16 protein-coding genes are annotated in these 15,962 nt (G+C 72.4%); 7 read left to right on the plus strand and 9 right to left on the minus strand.

Translation table 11 applies throughout. The annotated features are described in order from the left end of the window. Position 1 precedes the first annotated feature (1 nt). Positions 2 to 1,720, minus strand: coding sequence for an acetolactate synthase (locus tag L615_RS04020; RefSeq protein WP_145724199.1), 1,719 nt, complete (start codon positions 1,718 to 1,720; stop codon positions 2 to 4). Between the two features lie 81 nt (positions 1,721 to 1,801). After that, on the minus strand, positions 1,802 to 2,641 hold the full coding sequence (locus tag L615_RS04025; protein ID WP_232221756.1) for a DUF2785 domain-containing protein: 840 nt from the start codon (positions 2,639 to 2,641) through the stop codon (positions 1,802 to 1,804). 129 nt (positions 2,642 to 2,770) lie between these two features. Here L615_RS04025 and L615_RS04030 point away from each other — a divergent pair, with 129 nt between their 5' ends. Next, the gene (locus tag L615_RS04030; protein WP_145724200.1) at positions 2,771 to 4,249 is read left to right on the plus strand and encodes a sensor histidine kinase; all 1,479 of its coding nucleotides are present in this window, start codon (positions 2,771 to 2,773) and stop codon (positions 4,247 to 4,249) included. 24 nt (positions 4,250 to 4,273) lie between these two features. Here L615_RS04030 and L615_RS04035 read toward each other — a convergent pair whose 3' ends face one another. Beyond that, positions 4,274 to 4,528, minus strand: coding sequence for a WhiB family transcriptional regulator (locus L615_RS04035; protein WP_028655649.1), 255 nt, complete (start codon positions 4,526 to 4,528; stop codon positions 4,274 to 4,276). A 332-nt stretch (positions 4,529 to 4,860) separates the two neighbouring features. Between L615_RS04035 and L615_RS04040 the strand changes: the two genes are divergently transcribed. After that, positions 4,861 to 5,226 (plus strand): hypothetical protein, encoded by a 366-nt coding sequence (locus L615_RS04040; RefSeq protein WP_051485762.1) that lies wholly within the window; start codon positions 4,861 to 4,863, stop codon positions 5,224 to 5,226. Positions 5,227 to 5,262: 36 nt separating this feature from the next. Here the strand turns inward: L615_RS04040 and L615_RS04045 are convergent, their stop codons facing one another. From L615_RS04045 to sodN, 4 genes are all read right to left on the minus strand, one after another. Beyond that, the gene (locus tag L615_RS04045; RefSeq protein ID WP_028655648.1) at positions 5,263 to 6,072 is read right to left on the minus strand and encodes an RNA polymerase sigma factor SigF; all 810 of its coding nucleotides are present in this window, start codon (positions 6,070 to 6,072) and stop codon (positions 5,263 to 5,265) included. Then, a complete protein-coding gene (locus L615_RS04050; protein ID WP_145724201.1) occupies positions 6,069 to 6,491 on the minus strand; it encodes an anti-sigma factor in 423 nt (140 codons plus the stop codon). The genes L615_RS04045 and L615_RS04050 overlap by 4 nt, the downstream gene beginning before the upstream one ends. Before the next feature lie 121 nt (positions 6,492 to 6,612). Beyond that, positions 6,613 to 7,404: a hypothetical protein gene (locus L615_RS04055; protein ID WP_145724202.1), complete on the minus strand. Its 792-nt coding sequence runs from the start codon at positions 7,402 to 7,404 to the stop codon at positions 6,613 to 6,615. 329 nt (positions 7,405 to 7,733) lie between these two features. Continuing rightward, complete coding sequence (gene sodN / locus L615_RS04060; protein WP_145724203.1) at positions 7,734 to 8,144, minus strand: superoxide dismutase, Ni; 411 nt, start codon at positions 8,142 to 8,144, stop codon at positions 7,734 to 7,736. A 78-nt stretch (positions 8,145 to 8,222) separates the two neighbouring features. Between sodN and sodX the strand changes: the two genes are divergently transcribed. From sodX to L615_RS04080, 4 genes are all read left to right on the plus strand, one after another. Then, the gene (gene sodX / locus L615_RS04065; RefSeq protein ID WP_145724204.1) at positions 8,223 to 8,570 is read left to right on the plus strand and encodes a nickel-type superoxide dismutase maturation protease; all 348 of its coding nucleotides are present in this window, start codon (positions 8,223 to 8,225) and stop codon (positions 8,568 to 8,570) included. A gap of 131 nt (positions 8,571 to 8,701) precedes the next feature. Continuing rightward, a complete protein-coding gene (locus L615_RS04070) occupies positions 8,702 to 9,817 on the plus strand; it encodes an NADP-dependent malic enzyme (protein WP_145724225.1) in 1,116 nt (371 codons plus the stop codon). An 89-nt stretch (positions 9,818 to 9,906) separates the two neighbouring features. Continuing rightward, positions 9,907 to 10,881, plus strand: coding sequence for a zinc-binding dehydrogenase (locus L615_RS04075; RefSeq protein WP_145724205.1), 975 nt, complete (start codon positions 9,907 to 9,909; stop codon positions 10,879 to 10,881). 350 nt (positions 10,882 to 11,231) lie between these two features. Next, entirely contained in the window at positions 11,232 to 12,743 is a 1,512-nt protein-coding gene (locus L615_RS04080) for an MDR family MFS transporter (RefSeq protein ID WP_145724206.1), read from the plus strand. 90 nt (positions 12,744 to 12,833) lie between these two features. Here the strand turns inward: L615_RS04080 and L615_RS04085 are convergent, their stop codons facing one another. After that, positions 12,834 to 13,892 carry an alpha/beta fold hydrolase gene (locus L615_RS04085; protein ID WP_145724207.1) on the minus strand — a complete coding sequence of 353 codons (1,059 nt, stop codon included), beginning with the start codon at positions 13,890 to 13,892 and terminating at the stop codon, positions 12,834 to 12,836. Between the two features lie 62 nt (positions 13,893 to 13,954). Beyond that, a complete protein-coding gene (locus L615_RS04090; protein WP_051485760.1) occupies positions 13,955 to 14,578 on the minus strand; it encodes a TetR family transcriptional regulator in 624 nt (207 codons plus the stop codon). A gap of 149 nt (positions 14,579 to 14,727) precedes the next feature. Here L615_RS04090 and L615_RS04095 point away from each other — a divergent pair, with 149 nt between their 5' ends. Then, on the plus strand, positions 14,728 to 15,888 hold the full coding sequence (locus L615_RS04095) for a ferredoxin reductase (RefSeq protein WP_036517643.1): 1,161 nt from the start codon (positions 14,728 to 14,730) through the stop codon (positions 15,886 to 15,888). The last annotated feature ends 74 nt before the right edge of the window (positions 15,889 to 15,962 follow it).

The following is a 15,962-nucleotide window of genomic DNA, read 5'->3' on the forward strand; positions in this document are numbered from 1 at the left end:
CTCAGATCCCGAAGGTGTTGCGCGGGTACGGCGCGTCGACGTCGGTGATGACGTTGACCAGGTAGGGCACGTCCGCCGCGAACGCCCGGTCGAGCGCGGGACCGATCTGCCGCGGGTCGGTGACCTGCTCGCCCGCCCCGCCGAGGGCGGAGACCACCTGGTCGTACGACGTGCGCGGAGCGAGGTCCGCGGCGACGTCGTACCCGTAGAGCATCTTCATCGGGCCCTTCTCCAGGCCCCACGCGGAGTTGTTGCCCATCACCATGACCACGGGCAGGTCGTGGCGCACGAGGGTGTCGACGTCCATCAGCGAGAAGCCGGCGGCGCCGTCGCCGAGCAGCAGCACGACCTGCGACGACGGCCGGGCGATGCGGGCGGCGATCGCGGCGCCGAGCCCGGCGCCGAGGCAGCCGTAGGGGCCGGGGTCGAGCCAGCAGCCCGGTCGCCTCGGCTCGACGAACTTGCCGGCGAAGGAGACGAAGTCGCCTCCGTCGCCGATCACGACCGCGTCGTCGGCCAGCCGCGGCACGAGCTCTCCGTAGATCCGGGCCGGGTGGATCGGGTCGGCCTCGGCGCCGAGCAGCTCGGCGTCGCGGGCGGCCGCCTCGGCGGCGGTCTCCTGCAGCGAGGCGACCCACGCGCTGGAGTCGGCGCGCGGCCTGCCTGCGAGCGCCTCGAGCAGCCCGTCAAGGACGGCGGTGAGGTCGCCGGAGACGTGGTCGGCGAGCGGGGCGTGGTGGGAGACCTGGTCGGCCGAGTCCGCGACGTGTACGACGGCCGCCGGGTCCGCTCCGTCCTTGCCGCCGAACACGCCGAAGCCGAGGCGGAAGTCGAGCGGCGTGCCGACGACCACGACCAGGTCCGCCCCACCGAGCGCGGCCCCGCGGGCCTTGGTGACCAGCAGCGGGTGCCCGCCGGGGACGATGCCCCGGCCCATGCCGTTGGTGATCGCGGGCAGCCGCATCTCCTCCACCAGGCGCAACGCGGCGACCTCGGCGCGGTCGGCCCACACGTCGGTGCCGAGCACGAGGACAGGTCGCTCGGCGCGGGCGAGGAGCCCGGCGATGCGGTCGATCGCGTCGGTGTCGGGGACCTCGCCCCGGGGCTCGCCGACGACCGGCAGGCGGCCGGTGCCGACGTTGAAGAACTCGTCCATCGGCACGTCGACGTAGGTCGGGCCGCGGTGCGAGGAGCGAGCCAGCCGGAACGCGGTGTCGATGCCGGCGGTGACGTCGTCGGCGGTCATGAGCGTCGCGGCGTGCTTGGTGACCGGGGCGACGATCGGCAGGTGGTCGATCTCCTGGAGGGCGCCGCTGCCCCACCGGTTGTTGGGGGCGCGGCCCCCGACGACGACCATCGGCGATCCGGCGAAGGTCGCCTGGGCCAGCGCGCTGACGCCGTTGGTCACGCCGGGACCGGCGGTCAGCACGGCGAGGCCGGGCACGCGGGTGAGCTTGCCGGTGGCCTCGGCGGCGAAGGCCGCGGTCTGCTCGTGGCGCACGTCGACCAGGCGCACCGGCGTGCCGGCGTCGGGGCCCTCCTCCTGCTGGCTCCTGACCGCGCCGTCGTACATCGGGAAGACGTGGGCGCCGGAGAGGGTGAACATCGTCTCGACGCCGTGGGCGCGGGCGACGGCGACGGCGAGCTCGCCGGCGTGGCCGTCGAGCTCCGCGCCGGTCTGCGGGGTGGTCGGGTCGTCCGGGGGAGTGGTCGTGGTCACGTCCGCACAGTAGCGACCGCGAGCCCGCAAGCCGAGGAGCCCGTGAGCCAGGAGCCAGGAGCCGGAGCGCGGGGGCCGGGGTCAGGTGAGGAACTCGGGGTGCACCCGGCGCAGCGACGCGACCAGCGACAGCAGCAGGTCCGGGCGGATGGCCGGGTGGTGCGGCGAGACGGTCAGCTGGAGGTAGAGCGAGCGCAGCACGGCCTGGGCGTTCCCGGTCACAAGCGCCGGGTCCCGCCCGGTGCGCACCCGCGCCCGGGCGCCGGCCTCGAGGCGGCGCACCCACGGCTCGACGACGTTGAGCGGCACCCGGTCGCGGCGCAGCACCTCCATGACGGCGTGCGCGATGCGGTCCGGCTCGCCGTGCACGAGCAGCGGCGTGTCCGCCTGGAGGACGCGGTCGGCGATGACGTCGAGGACGACGGTGAGCTCGGTGGCGCCGAAGTACGGCGAGCGGGCGAGTGCCCCGAGCGCGTCGGCGCCGTGGGCGGCGGCGTGCGCCCAGCCCTTGCCGTCCACCCAGCCACGCAAGTCGCGCTCGCGGACGTACCACGCCATGAGCCGGTCGCCCCACTGCATGATCCGGCTCGGCGGCTGGCGGCGCACCCGGGTGTCGCGGTCGATGCACTCGGCCAGCACCAGCGCGGAGAAGCTGCGGCGGAAGACGGTGTCGGTGCCGGACTCGCCCAGCCCGACCTCCAGGCCGGCGCACATCCCGTCGCCGAGCCCGGCCAGCAGGTCGTCGTACACGCCGTGCTCGGTCCAGGTGGCCAGGAACGGGTAGGCGAGGCCGTCACGGACGTGCGGGTCGGGGTCGCCCAGCATCCGGGTCAGGTCGGCGGTGAGGTCGGAGAGCCGGTGCTCTGCGGGCGGGGTCCGTTCACCGTTGCGGAGCCCCTGCTGCAGGCGTGCCCAGTCCACCGACGCCATTCAGAAATACCCCTCACGGACCAGCCCGACCTTGATCCCCCATGCCTGCTGACAGGCTTCCGGTGCATTGTGCCAAAAGGGGTGAAGCGTCCGGGTGTCCGGTCCGTTACGTTTGCCGTCGTGCCCTCCCTGTCCGCGATCGCCCGCCGCCACACCGAGCTGGCGCCCGGTGACATCGCGTGGCTGCAGCTGCTCCAGGCCGACTGGCAGGTCATCGCCGACCTGTCCTTCGCCGACCTCGTGCTGTGGCTGCCCGACCGCGAGGGGGGCGGCTTCTGGGCGGGCGACCAGATGCGGCCGACGACCGGCCCGACGGCCTTCGTCGACGACATCGTGGGCACCTTCCTCCCGCTCGGGCGGCGCAGCCTGGTGGACGCCGCCTACGAGCTCGGCCGGATCGCGCGCGAGGGCGACCCGGAGTGGCGCGACGACGTGCCGGTGCGCGTCGAGGCGATCCCGGTGCGCCACGACGGCAGGGTGATCGCCGTCGTCAGCCGCAACACCAACCTGCTCGGCGTGCGCACGCCGTCGCTGCTGGAGATCAACTACCTCCAGGCCGCCTCCGACCTCGCGAACATGATCGCCGGCGGGCTCTTCCCGAGCACCGCCCAGCGCTCCGACCACGCGGACTCGCCGCGGGTGGGCGACGGCTTCCTGCGTGTCGACGCGGAGGGCCGGGTCGTCTACGCCAGCCCCAACGGGCTCTCGGTCTACCGCAAGCTCGGGCTGACCGGCGACCTCACCGGCCACCGCCTCACCGACCTGACCCGGGAGCTGGTGCCGTCGAAGAAGCGCCCGGACGAGGAGACGCTCAGCGCCGTCCTCGGCGGCCGCGCGCACCGGGACACCGAGCTCGGCTCGGCCGGCGGGCCGGGCGACGGGGTGTCGGTCATCGCCCGCTCCATCCCGCTGCGGCCCAAGGGCGAGCACATCGGCGCGATGATCCTGCTGCGTGACGTCACCGACCTGCGCCGCCGCGACCGCGAGCTGGTCACCAAGGACGCGACCATCCGCGAGATCCACCACCGGGTGAAGAACAACCTGCAGACCGTCGCCGCGCTGCTGCGCCTGCAGGCCCGCCGGATCGGCTCCGAGGAGGCGGTGTCCGCGCTGGAGGAGGCGGTACGCCGGGTCGGGTCGATCGCGATTGTGCACGAGATCCTCAGCCAGGCGGTCGAGGAGACGGTCGCCTTCGACGACATCGCCGACCGGCTCGCGCGGCTGGTCACCGACGTCGGCTCGACGACCGCACAGGTCGCGGTGCGCCGCGAGGGCAGCTTCGGGGTGCTGTCCTCGGAGGTCGCGACGCCTCTGGCCATGGTGGTGATGGAGCTGATGCAGAACGCCGCCGAGCACGGCTACGCCGACGGCGGGACCGGGGAGATCGTGCTGCGGGCCGAGCGGCACGGCGCGGTGCTGGAGGTCGCGGTCGAGGACGACGGCAAGGGCCTGCCCGAGGGCTTCGACATCGACGGCGCGACCAGCCTGGGCCTGTCGATCGTGCGCACCCTCGTGGAGTCCGAGCTCGGCGGCCACCTCACGCTGGGCCACGTCCCGGACGGCGGCACGACGGCAGGCTTCACCCTCCCGATCGAATGACCGGGGGAGCGGGATGCGGCAGGGTCAGACGGGCTGACGGACGCGGGCGCGGGCGTTGCGGCGCTTGAGCGCGCGGCGCTCGTCCTCGCTGAGTCCACCCCAGACACCGTGGTCCTGCCCCGCCTCGAGCGCCCACGCGAGGCACTGCTCGCGCACGTCGCAGCGCCGGCAGACCGCCTTGGCCTCCTCGATCTGGAGGATGGCCGGGCCGGTGTTGCCGATCGGGAAGAACAGCTCCGGATCCTCGTCGAGGCATGCGGAACGGTGTCGCCAATCCATGGGTGGGAATGCTCGCTTTCGATACGTACAAGGGGGCCCGGTGTCAGGGCACACGTGAAACCGCAAAAGTGAACGGCTTCACGATCGCTCTGACTACAGTTCCAAGGAATCGGGTCCGAATCAAGGGATAAGTCCCGTTCCGTGGATCACAAATGCACTGACCATGCCGCTGTCAATGCCGGTGACCATGCCGCTGACGTCGTCGGCGGGCTCGCTGCCGTGGCCACGGGCTAGGGTCGGGGACCGTGACCGAGGGACCTGCCAGCACGCCGGACGGGACGCCACCGGGTGGAAGTACCCGGGGATCGTCGTCCAACCCGCCCCCTTTGACCGTGGCCGCCTCGCTGGTCGGGGTCCAGGCGGTGGTGCTGCTGGTGCTGGCCGTGCTGGAGTCGGCGAACCTGGCCGACGACCGGCGATCGATGGGACTCTCGACGGCGATCTTCTTCGCGGCGTACGGCGTCGTGCTGCTCGCCGCGGCGTGGGCGCTGCACCGCCGCTCCGGCTGGGCCCGGGGACCGGCGCTGATCACCCAGCTGATCGTGCTCGGGCTGGCGTGGAACGAGCGCGAGCACCCGGTGGCGGCGATCGGGCTGGTCGTGTGTGCGGCGATCGTGCTCGCCGGGATGCTGCACCCGGACACGATCGCGGTGCTGGACCGCGACCCGACGGCGGGCGACGAGGCCGACGACGCCTGATCCGCGTCGGCCGGGGCTGGCGCCGCGGCGTACGGCCTAGCCGTCCGCCTCGAGCGAGTGCCGCAGCTGCTCGAGGGTGCGGCTCAGCAGCCGCGAGACGTGCATCTGGGAGACGCCGATCTCCTCGGCGATCTGCGACTGCGTCATGTTCTTGAAGAAGCGCAGCAGCAGGATCCGCTTCTCGCGGGCGGGGAGGTTCTCCAGCAGCGGCTTGACCGACTCGCGGATCTCGACGTGCTCGAGCGCGCCGTCGTCGACGCCCATCGCGTCGAGCATGCTCTGGCCGGCGCCGCCGTCGGAGTCGTCGTCGGTGGCGTCGAGGGAGAGCGTGGAGTAGGCGTTGCTCGACTCCAGGCCCTCGACGATCTCCTCGACGGAGCAGCCGATGGCGTCGGCGAGCTCGCGCGGGGTGGGGGAGCGGCCCAGGGTCTGGGTGAGCTCGGCGGTGGAGGCGCTGATCTGCATGCGCAGCTCCTGCAGCCGGCGCGGCACGCGGATGGCCCAGCCCTTGTCGCGGAAGTAGCGCTTGATCTCACCGATGATGGTCGGCGTCGCGTAGGTGGAGAACTCCACGCCACGGTCGGTGTCGAAGCGGTCGACGGACTTGATCAGCCCGATCGTGCCGACCTGCACGAGGTCCTCGTAGGGTTCGCCACGGTTGCGGAAGCGGCGGGCGCAGTGCTCCACCAGCGGCAGGTGGAGGTGCACGAGGCGGTCGCGCGCGGTGTCGCGCTCGGCGGCGGACGCGCCCTCGTCGTGCAGCACGGCGAACAGGTCGGCGCTGCGGCGGCGGGTCTCCTCGACGGACATCGACCGCCGGTCGTCCCGAGACAGGTCGGCGGTCATGAGGCGAGCGAGGACCGCACCGTCAGCCGGACTGCATAGGTGTCGGCGGTGGTGTCGATGGAGGCCTCGGCGGCCAGGGTGGCGAGCACCTGCCAGCCGAAGCTCTCGTAGTCGGGCTCGGAGGGAGCGGAGGAGGTGGCGCTGATGGAGATGCCGAGCGAGGCGGGCTCGAGGCGGAAGACGCAGTCGAGGACGGTGCCGGGGTCGGCCTCGTCGAGCACCATCGCGGCAGCCTCCGAGACGGCGATGCGCAGGTCCTCGATGTCGTCCATCGTGAAGTCGAGGCGGGCGGCGAGGCCCGCGGTGAGGGTGCGCAGCACGGAGGCGTAGGCGCCGTCGGCGGGCAGCCTCAGCTCGACCTCTGCCGGCTCGCCGGTCGGGGCTGAGGGCTCAGCAGCGGGGACGCTCGTCTCGGACATGCCGCTCCTCCGAGTGGGAATGGGACCTGGACCGGCCCCGAGCCTACGCGAACGGCCGCGCCCCCGGACGGGGGCGCGGCCGCGCGCGTCGGTCAGCCGACCGGAACCAGGCGGATCCGGGTCAGGGTCGGATGCCCAGCAGGTCGAGCAGGATGCCGAGACCGAGGTCGTCGAGCAGCTTGTCCACGCCGAGGGTCGAGAGGACCTGGTCGAGCAGCCAGCTGAGGCCGGTGGTCTCGAGGATCTCGCCGAGGATGTTGCTCAGCACGTCGGCGCCGGGGATGACGGAGCCGCCACCGAACGCGCCGCAGAGCGGAGCCGCCTGCGGGACCTGGTCGCACAGCAGCTGCAGCGGGTTGGCGAGCGAGCCGCCACCGGGGATCAGCGAGACGAGGCCGTCGCAGATCTCCTGCGGCACGCCGGCGTCGCAGAGGAACTGGATCGGGCTGGCGGTGGCACCGCCGGCGGACACGGCCGACTTGCACTGCTCGAGCTGGACCCGGCGCGAGGACTTGACGGTCGCGGCGGAGCGGGCGGCGGCCTTGGTGTTGGCGGCCTTCTTCTTCGCCTTCTTCAGGACCTTCTTGGCCTTGACGAGGACCTTCTTCGCCTTGGCCTTCTTGGCCTTGCCCTTGGCCTTCTTGACGGCCTTGGTGGCCTTGGTGACCTTCTTCTTGGCCTTGGCGACGGCCTTCTTCGCCTTCGTGGCGGCAGCCTGCTTGGCGGAGGCCTTGTTGCTCGCCTGGTTGAAGGCGGCGGCCTGCGTCGAGCAGTTGGCGGTCGCGGCCTGCGCGGTGCCGGCGGCGGCGACCGGGGCGGGCGCGGCCGCGGTGGCGGGCGCACCGGTGACGGTCAGGGTCAGGCCCAGGCTGACAGCCAGGGCGAGGACGATCTTGATCAGGACGCGATGCATCGCGTGGGGTCTCCCTCCGGTTGGGTCCGGGCAGGTTCAGCCCGGGTACGCGAGGGATGCATCGGCAGGTCGAGCAGGAATGACAGGAAATCCTGTCGAAATGGTGGCGGAGTCCTGCGAAGCGGGTGCCGGCCCGGGTGGTGACCCGGCGGAGAACGACAGGAGCCGCGCACCCCGGAGGGTGCGCGGCTCCTGCAGTGGAGACCGGCTCAGGCCTTCTTCGCCTGCGCTCGCTGGCGCTCGCGCGACTCAGGCGTTCGCCGCCAGCCCACGAGCCCAGGGTCGGTCAGCGCGACCGAGGTCGCGCGACCGGGCTCGTGGGCTGTGGCTCACTTCTTCGTCTCCCAGAAGATCTCGGCGATCTCGTCGATCTTCGCGAGCAGCTGGTCGGCGACCTCGGCGTCGAGGCTGCCCTTGGTGCCGGTGGCGCCGGCGAGCTTGGTGGCCTCGTTCACCAGGGTGTGCAGCTGCGGGTACTTCTCGAAGTGCGGGGGCTTGAAGTAGTCGGTCCACAGCACCCACAGGTGGTGCTTGACCAGCTCGGAGCGCTGCTCCTTGATCAGGATCGCCCGGGTGCGGAAGTCCGGGTCGTCGTTGTCGGCGACCTTGGCGATGAGGGCCTTGATCGACTCGGCCTCGATGCGGGCCTGGGCCGGGTCGTAGACGCCGCAGGGGAGGTCGCAGTGCGCCGAGACCTCGATGGTCGGGGCGACGAGCTTGCGGGTGAGACGGGAGAACATGTGGGTCCTCTCTGGGAGATCGACGTGGGCACCACGTCATCGACGCGGTGCGAACTGCTGACTGCGACACTACTCGGCATGGCAGGCGGGGCAACGGAAGGTCGCGACTCGGGACACGCTCCGGTACGACGCAAGGTCGGCCTCGCCGTCGTACGGGGGGACTCGATGCGGCCCACCCTCGCCCCCGGCGACCGCCTGCTCGTGGCGTGGGGAGCGCGGGTCCGCCCCGGTCGCGTGGTGGTCGCCCGGTTCGCCGACGGCACGGTCGTCGTCAAGCGCGCCGTCGAGCGGCGCGACGGCGGCTGGTGGCTGCGCGGTGACAACCCCGCCGCCGGTGTCGACTCGCGCCACCGCGGGGCCGTCGCGGACGACGACGTGTGGGCGGTTGCCCGGGCCAGGGTCTGGCCGCGGCCGCGCCTGCTGTGACCCTCGTCATCCGGACGGGGCGCCCTCCCGGGAGGGCGGGTGTGGGAGGATTGCTCTTCGTGGCTGCTGACGTTCCTTCCCCCCACCCGCGCGCGGGCGACCCGGTGTTCGACCTCCACCTCGGCGGGAAGATGGCGACCGTACCCACCGCTGACGTCAGCAACAAGGACGAGCTCTCGCTCGCCTACACCCCCGGTGTCGCCGAGGTCTGCACCGCGATCGCGGAGGACCCCGAGCTGACCCGGCACTACACGTGGGTGCCCAACACCGTCGCCATCGTCACCGACGGCACCGCCGTGCTCGGCCTGGGCGACATCGGCCCGGCCGCCGCGATGCCCGTGATGGAGGGCAAGGCCGTGCTGTTCAAGCAGTTCGGCGGCGTCGACGGCGTCCCGATCTGCCTGGCGACCACCGACGTCGAGGAGATCATCGAGACCGTCGTCCGGATGGCGCCGAGCTTCGGCGGCATCAACCTCGAGGACATCTCCGCCCCGCGCTGCTTCGAGATCGAGGACCGCCTCAAGGAGGCCCTCGACATCCCCGTCTTCCACGACGACCAGCACGGCACCGCGGTGGTGACCCTGGCGGCGCTGGTGAACGCACTCAAGCTCACCGGCCGCACCCCCGAGTCGACCCGTGTCGTCATCTCCGGTGCCGGCGCCGCGGGCGTCGCGATCGCCAAGATCCTGCTCGCCGCCGGCATCCGCGACATCGCGGTCACCGACCGCAAGGGCGTGGTCAGCTCCGACCGCCACGACCTCACCCCCGCGAAGAAGGCGCTCGCCGAGCTCACCGCCGACAAGAGCGGTCGCCGTGGCACCCTCGCCGAGGCGTTCGACGGCGCGGACGTCTACATCGGCGTCTCCGGCGGCACCGTGCCGGAGGAGGTCGTCGCGACGATGGCTGACGACGCGATCATCTTCGCGATGGCGAACCCGAACCCCGAGGTCCACCCCGACGTCGCCCACCGGCACGCGCGGGTCGTGGCCACCGGCCGTTCGGACTTCCCGAACCAGATCAACAACGTGCTGGCCTTCCCCGGCATCTTCCGCGGGGCGTTCGACGTGCACGCGAGCGCGATCACCGAGGGCATGAAGGTCGCCGCCGCCGACGCACTGGCCGCGCTCGTCGGTGACGACCTGTCCGAGGACCTGGTCATCCCCTCGCCGTTCGACTCGCGGGTCGGCCCGGCGGTCGCGGCCGCGGTCGCCGAGGCGGCCCGGCGCGACGGCGTCGCCCGCGCCTGACCGGATCCGGCCCTGGCCGGACCTCGCAGGAGCCGCCCAGTCCCCGAGCGGGGGCGTGGGCGGCTTCGCCGTCTCGGTAGGTTGAGCCCGTGTTCGCCGTCTACGCAGACTCCTTCGCCAGCTCCGCCGACGACCCGCTGACCGGCCTCGTGGTCGGCGAGCGCCCCGACCCGGTCGCCCCGGACGGCTGGACCACTGTCACCGTCAAGGCCGCCTCGCTCAACCACCACGACCTGTGGTCGCTGCGCGGCGTGGGCCTCAAGCAGGAGGCGCTGCCGATGATCCTCGGCTGCGACGCCGCGGGGTACGACGAGGACGGCAACGAGGTCGTCGTCCACGCCGTCGTCTCCGACCCGACGTGGACCGGCGACGAGACCTTCGACCCGCGCCGCTCGCTGCTCTCCGAGCGGCACCAGGGCACGTTCGCGGACAAGGTCATCGTGCCGCGCCGCAACGTCGTGCCGAAGCCCGCGTCGATGTCCTTCGAGGAGGCCGCGTGCCTGCCGACGGCGTGGCTCACGGCGTACCGCATGCTCTTCACCCAGGGGAACCTCAAGGCCGGTGACACCGTGCTGGTGCAGGGCGCCGGCGGCGGCGTCGCCACCGCCCTCATCGCGCTCGCCCGCGCCGGCGGCCTGCGGGTGCTCGCCACCAGCCGCGACGAGGCCAAGCGCGCCAAGGCGCTCGAGCTCGGCGCGCACGAGGTGTTCGAGTCCAACGAGCGGCTGCCGGTCAAGGTCGACGCCGTCATGGAGACCGTCGGCCGCGCGACCTGGTCGCACTCGATCCGCTCGCTGCGCCCCGGCGGGAAGATCGTCATCTCCGGCACCACGTCCGGCCCGAAGCTCGACGACGCCGAGCTGACCCGGATCTTCTTCCTGCAGCTGAGCGTCATCGGCTCCACGATGGGCACCCGCGACGAGCTGGCCAGCCTGGTCACCATGCTCGACGCCACCGGCGTCCGCCCGGTCATCGACCGGGTGCTGCCGATGACCGACGCCCGGGACGGGTTCGCCGCCATGGCCGGCGGGGAGGTCTTCGGGAAGGTCGTGTTCACCCGCTGAGGGGGAGGGGGTTTCACCACCTAGGTGGTGAAACCCCGGCCTGGCACACGAAATCAGGGCCAGATCGGCAAGTTTCGTGTGCCCAGTCCCGCAGTTTCACCACCTAGGTGGTGAAACCACGCCCGCCCAGCGCCCCCACCCCCGCGCGAAAACCGCTGGCGGGAATCAATCCCCGTGCCCGACGATTGACTCCTGACGTCGCCACCGGGGAGGGCGATGAGTTTTCCCCGTCGCTGATGTCGAAAAGGTGCCGGCCCGTTCGTGGAGTAGTTGAAGCGAGGGCCGGATCGTCCGGCAACACCGTTGGTCGGCCACCGCTGGACCATGCCTCCCTACCGATTGGACCCGTCATGACTGCGCCCACCGGGCCCCACGCGATCGGCGACGACGCCGAGGACCTCGCCGCGTTCGAGCAGGAGTTCAGCGCCCCCACGACCCCGGGGGCCGCGGCTCCCGCCGGCCGCACGCCGCTGGTGATCAAGCTCCTCGTCGCCGCGACCTTCGTCGTGATCCTCAACGAGACCACCCTCGTCAACGCCGTGCCGCGGCTGATGACCGACTTCGGCATCAGCGAGAGCACCGCGCAGTGGTCGCTGACCGTCTTCATGCTGACGATGGCTGCGGTGATCCCGGTGACCGGGTGGTTCCTGCAGCGGGTGAGCACGCGCTCGGCGTACGCGACGGCGATGACCACGTTCACCGCCGGCACGCTCGTCGCCGCGCTCGCGCCGACCTTCGACGTCCTGCTGGTCGGCCGCGTCGTCCAGGCGGGCGGTACGGCGGTGATGATGCCGCTGCTGATGACCACGCTGATGACCGTGGTCGCCGCCGAGGACCGCGGCCGGGTGATGGGCCAGGTGACGCTCGCGATGTCGTGCGCCCCGGCGCTCGGCCCGGCCGTGTCCGGCGTGCTGCTGCACTTCGGCTCGTGGCGCCTGATCTTCGCCGTGGTGCTGCCGATCGCCGTGCTGGTCGGGTTCTTCGGGTTCCGCCAGCTCGAGAACGTCGGCGAGGCGCGGAAGAGCCCGATCAGCTGGCTCAGCGTCGTGCTGGCCGCGGGCGGCTTCAGCTCCTTCGTCTACGGCCTCAGCAAGGTCGGCGAGGGTGAGTGGACCGAGCCCGCGCTGCTCATCGGTGGCGGGGTTGTGCTGATCGCGGCGTTCGCGGTCTACCAGCTCGTGCTGCAGCGCTCGGAGGGCCCCCTGATGGACCTGCGCACCCTCAAGCACCGCAACTTCGCGGTCTCGCTGGTGCTCATGTCGGCCGGCTTCATGGCCTTCCTCGGCTCGATGCTGCTGCTGCCGCTCTACCTGCAGAACCTGCGCGGCCTGTCCGAGCTGCAGACCGGCCTGCTGGTGATGCCCGGTGGCCTGGCGATGGGCCTGCTCGGCCCGCAGGTCGGCAAGGTCTACGACCGGATCGGCTCGCGGCCGCTGGTGATCCCCGGCTCGGTCGCGATGGTGGCGCTGCTGTTCGCGCTCAGCCGGATCGGCACGGACACGCCGTACGCCGTCATCCTGGCCCTGCACGTCGCGCTGATGGCGAGCCTGGCCACCGTGTTCACGCCGGTGTTCACCATCGGCCTGGGCGACCTGGCGCCGCAGCTGTACTCCCACGGCAGCTCGCTGCTGGGCACGCTGCAGCAGGTCGCCGGCGCGATCGGCACCGCGCTGCTGGTCGTGATCATGACCAACCGCACCGAGCAGCTCGCCGAGGACGGCGCCAGCTCTGCCGACGCGTTCGTCGGCGGCCTGCAGTGGGCGTTCGCCGCGGGTGCGGCGATCGGCCTGGTCGTGATCGCGATGGCGCTGCTGCTGCCGTCGAAGGTCGCCGCGCCGGAGGGTGCGCCGGCCGCACACTGACGCACCACGCCCGGAGACGGCGCTGCCGGCCGGACCCGCGAGGGGCCCGCCGGCAGCGGTCATTTCCGGGCCGGGCAGCCGGGGAGCCGGTCAGCCGAGGAAGGCGTCCAGCGCCGGCCAGCTGACCTCGGCGGCCCGCGGCCCGGCGACCAGGCCGAGGTGGCTGAGCCCGTCGGCGGCGACGTACCGCGCGCCGGGCACGACGCCCACACCCGCGCGGACGGCGGGGCCGTCGGCGATGTTGTCGGTCTCGCTGCCGACGAGGAGGACCCGCGTCCGGACGTCGGCGAGGTGGACGGCCCGCTTGCGGCTGAGGTGGACGGTGCCGGACGCGAGCTCGTTGCGCGCCATCAGCCGGGTGTGGATCTGGTGGTACGCGCGGCCGGGGTAGCCCGGCATCTCGGCGATGAAGGCGTCGACGGCCTCGGTGCGGGCGAGGGTCTCGACGTCGAGGATGTTGCGGGTCAGGTGCAGCGCCTTGGTGAGCTCGCGGCGCGGCGCCATCGCCCGGTAGCTGGCCCGGACCAGGTGCCGCGGCACCCCGCCCAGCACGGCGGTCGGCGCGGTGACGGTGCGCGAGCCGAGCAGGCGGTCAGCCGCGATGAGCGGCTGCACGGCGGCGACCTTGGAGTAGTCGATCGGCGTCCCGAACGCCGTGAGCGACGAGATCGGCAGGTCCGGGTGCGCGGCGGCGGTCAGCAGGCTGATCGTGCCGCCGAGCGACCACCCGACGAGGTCGACCCCGTCGACCGGGTCACCCGGCTCGGCGTGGTCGGCCAGCACGGCGTGGATCGCGGTGGGCAGGATGTCGTCGATCCAGGCCTCGAAGCCCATCGCCCGGTCGGCGAAGGTGATCTGCCCGTAGTCGAGGAGGTACGTCGCCCGGCCGGCCTCGACCAGGTGCGCGGCCAGGCTCTGGCCCGGTCGCAGGTCGAAGCAGCGGGCGGAGACGGCCAGCGGCGGGACGAGGAGGACCGGCCGTTGGGCCGTGGCTGGCGTGGCGCGGTCGTAGCGGACCAGTCGGCGGTGCGGCTCGTCGGAGAGCACGGTGGCCGGCAGGCCGTCGTACTGCTCGATGCCGGGGCCGATCGGGGACAGCGCCCAGGCGTGGCGGGCGGCGGTGGTCAGGGTGTCGACTGCGGAGGGCACCGCGCCATGGTGGTCGGCGGACGGGGGAGAGTCCACCGAACGTGACGAGCCTGACGCGCGCCTCAGGGGCGGGACCGCCAGTTGATCGCGCCGACCACGAGCATCCGCAGCTGGGTGCGGGCGGAGTCGGTGATCTGCTTCTCCTCCGGCGAGCCCGGGCCGGCGGTGATCAGCCGCTCCGCCGTGGTGACCATCGCGCCGACGATGAGCGAGGAGAGGGTGCGCAGGTCCTCCTCCGACCACTCCGAGGTGCCGGGCAGGTGGGCGAGGTCGACGGCGAGCTCGCGCTCGGCGATCTCGATGCCGCGGTTGATCGCCGCGCGCACCGGCGCCGGGCCAGCGAACCGCTCGCGGGCGATGAAGCCGAAGTGGGCGTGGTTGCCCCGCACCTGGGCCACCAGGACGCCGACGGAGCCGTCGATGATCGAGCGGAAGTCGTCGCCGGCCGAGCGCCGCAGCTCGCGCAGCAGGGCGCGGAGGGTATCGAGGGACTCCTCGACGAGCGCGAGGCCGAGGTCCTCCAGCGAGGGGAAGTGGCGGTAGAAGGCGGTCGGCACGATGCCGACCTCCTTGGCGACCTGGCGCAGCGAGAGGGCCACGAGGGTCGACTCGGCCGAGAGCGCCAGCGCCGCGTCGAGGATCGCGCGGCGGGTGCGCTCCTTCTGCTCGAGCCGAGTCCCACTCATGTACCCGATCCTACCTTCGGTGAACATGTGTGCACTGTCACGTCGTGGACCCGTTGACCCTCGCCGGCGAGGTTGAGAGGGTTTTGGGTGTACAGACGTGCACTCAATCTTCCCGCACCCGTTCCCGCACCCGTTCCGAAGGAGGCGCGATGTCCGCGCTCATCACCACGCCGACGGGGCCCACCCCGGCCGGCCCGGTCGGGCGGCTCCTGCGCTCGCGGCTGGTCGCCGCGCTCACCACGCCGCACGGCGTCGACCGGTACCTCGAGCGGTTCAACCCGATGTGGGCCGCCCACGAGGTCCGCGCCCGCGTGGTCTCCGTCCACCGCGAGACCGCCGGTCGCGACACCGCACCGGTCGCCACGATCACCCTGGAGCCGACCAGCACCTGGCGCGGCCACCGCGCCGGCCAGCACGTGCTCGTCGGCGTCGAGCTCCCGGGCTCCGCGCGCCGGCTGACCCGGGCGTTCTCGATCTCCTCGGCGGCCTCGGTCCCGGGCGAGCAGATCACGCTCACCGTCCGCGCCAACGACGACGGCCAGGTGTCGAAGTACCTCGTCCGCGAGGCGCAGCCCGGCACGATCGTCCACCTCTCGCAGGCGCAGGGGGAGTTCACCCTCGACGAGAGCCCGGCGACCCCGACCAGCAACCACCTGCTGTTCATCACCGGCGGCTCCGGCATCACGCCGGCCATGTCGATGGTGCGCACCCTCCTGCGCGACGGGTACGACGGGAAGGCGGGCCGCAAGGTGACCTTCCTGCACTACGCCCGCAGCCCCGAGGACCAGATCTTCGCCGACGAGCTGGCCGCGATCGCCGAGGCCGACAACGACGTCACCGTACACCTGCGCCACGGCGACCAGGTCTTCAACGAGCTCGAGCTGCGCCGCCTGGTGCCCGACTTCCGCCACACCGACACGTGGCTGTGCGGGCCCGCCGGCCTGGTCGACCTCGTCCGCGACGCCTACACCGGCCCCGACGGTGAGCTCTCCCCGCGGCTGCGGATGGAGTTCTTCAAGCCGGCCGTCGCCCGCGCCGCCCAGCCCGGCGAGGCCGTCGAGGGCGAGGTGTCCTTCACCCGGTCCGGCACGACCGTCGCCGCCGACGGAGCCAGCCTGCTCGAGCAGGCCGAGGCGGCCGGCCTGAGCCCGGAGTACGGCTGCCGGATGGGCATCTGCTTCACCTGCACCCGCACCAAGACCTCCGGCACCACGCGCAACGTCCTCACCGGCGAGGAGTCCTCCCTGCCCGACGAGGAGATCCGGATCTGCGTCACCAGCGCCGCCGGCGACTGCCACGTCGACCTGTGACGCCCGGCGCTGACGCCATCCCCGCCCCGACATCCCCAGCACGTCCCTGACCGACGCACCGTCGTACGAAGGAG

Source organism: Nocardioides sp. J9, from assembly GCF_007829375.1.
Lineage (GTDB): Bacteria > Actinomycetota > Actinomycetes > Propionibacteriales > Nocardioidaceae > Nocardioides.

Bases quoted from the DNA above. Each gene is read 5' to 3' on its own strand.
- L615_RS04035 (WP_028655649.1), bottom strand. From the start codon at position 4,528: ATGGATTGGCGACACCGTTCCGCATGCCTCGACGAGGATCCGGAGCTG.
- L615_RS04055 (WP_145724202.1), bottom strand. From the start codon at position 7,404: ATGCATCGCGTCCTGATCAAGATCGTCCTCGCCCTGGCTGTCAGCCTG.
- L615_RS04080 (WP_145724206.1), top strand. From the start codon at position 11,232: ATGACTGCGCCCACCGGGCCCCACGCGATCGGCGACGACGCCGAGGAC.
- L615_RS04045 (WP_028655648.1), bottom strand. From the start codon at position 6,072: ATGACCGCCGACCTGTCTCGGGACGACCGGCGGTCGATGTCCGTCGAG.
- L615_RS04090 (WP_051485760.1), bottom strand. From the start codon at position 14,578: ATGAGTGGGACTCGGCTCGAGCAGAAGGAGCGCACCCGCCGCGCGATC.
- L615_RS04095 (WP_036517643.1), top strand. From the start codon at position 14,728: ATGTCCGCGCTCATCACCACGCCGACGGGGCCCACCCCGGCCGGCCCG.
- sodN (WP_145724203.1), bottom strand. From the start codon at position 8,144: ATGTTCTCCCGTCTCACCCGCAAGCTCGTCGCCCCGACCATCGAGGTC.
- sodX (WP_145724204.1), top strand. From the start codon at position 8,223: ATGGCAGGCGGGGCAACGGAAGGTCGCGACTCGGGACACGCTCCGGTA.
- L615_RS04050 (WP_145724201.1), bottom strand. From the start codon at position 6,491: ATGTCCGAGACGAGCGTCCCCGCTGCTGAGCCCTCAGCCCCGACCGGC.
- L615_RS04070 (WP_145724225.1), top strand. From the start codon at position 8,702: ATGGCGACCGTACCCACCGCTGACGTCAGCAACAAGGACGAGCTCTCG.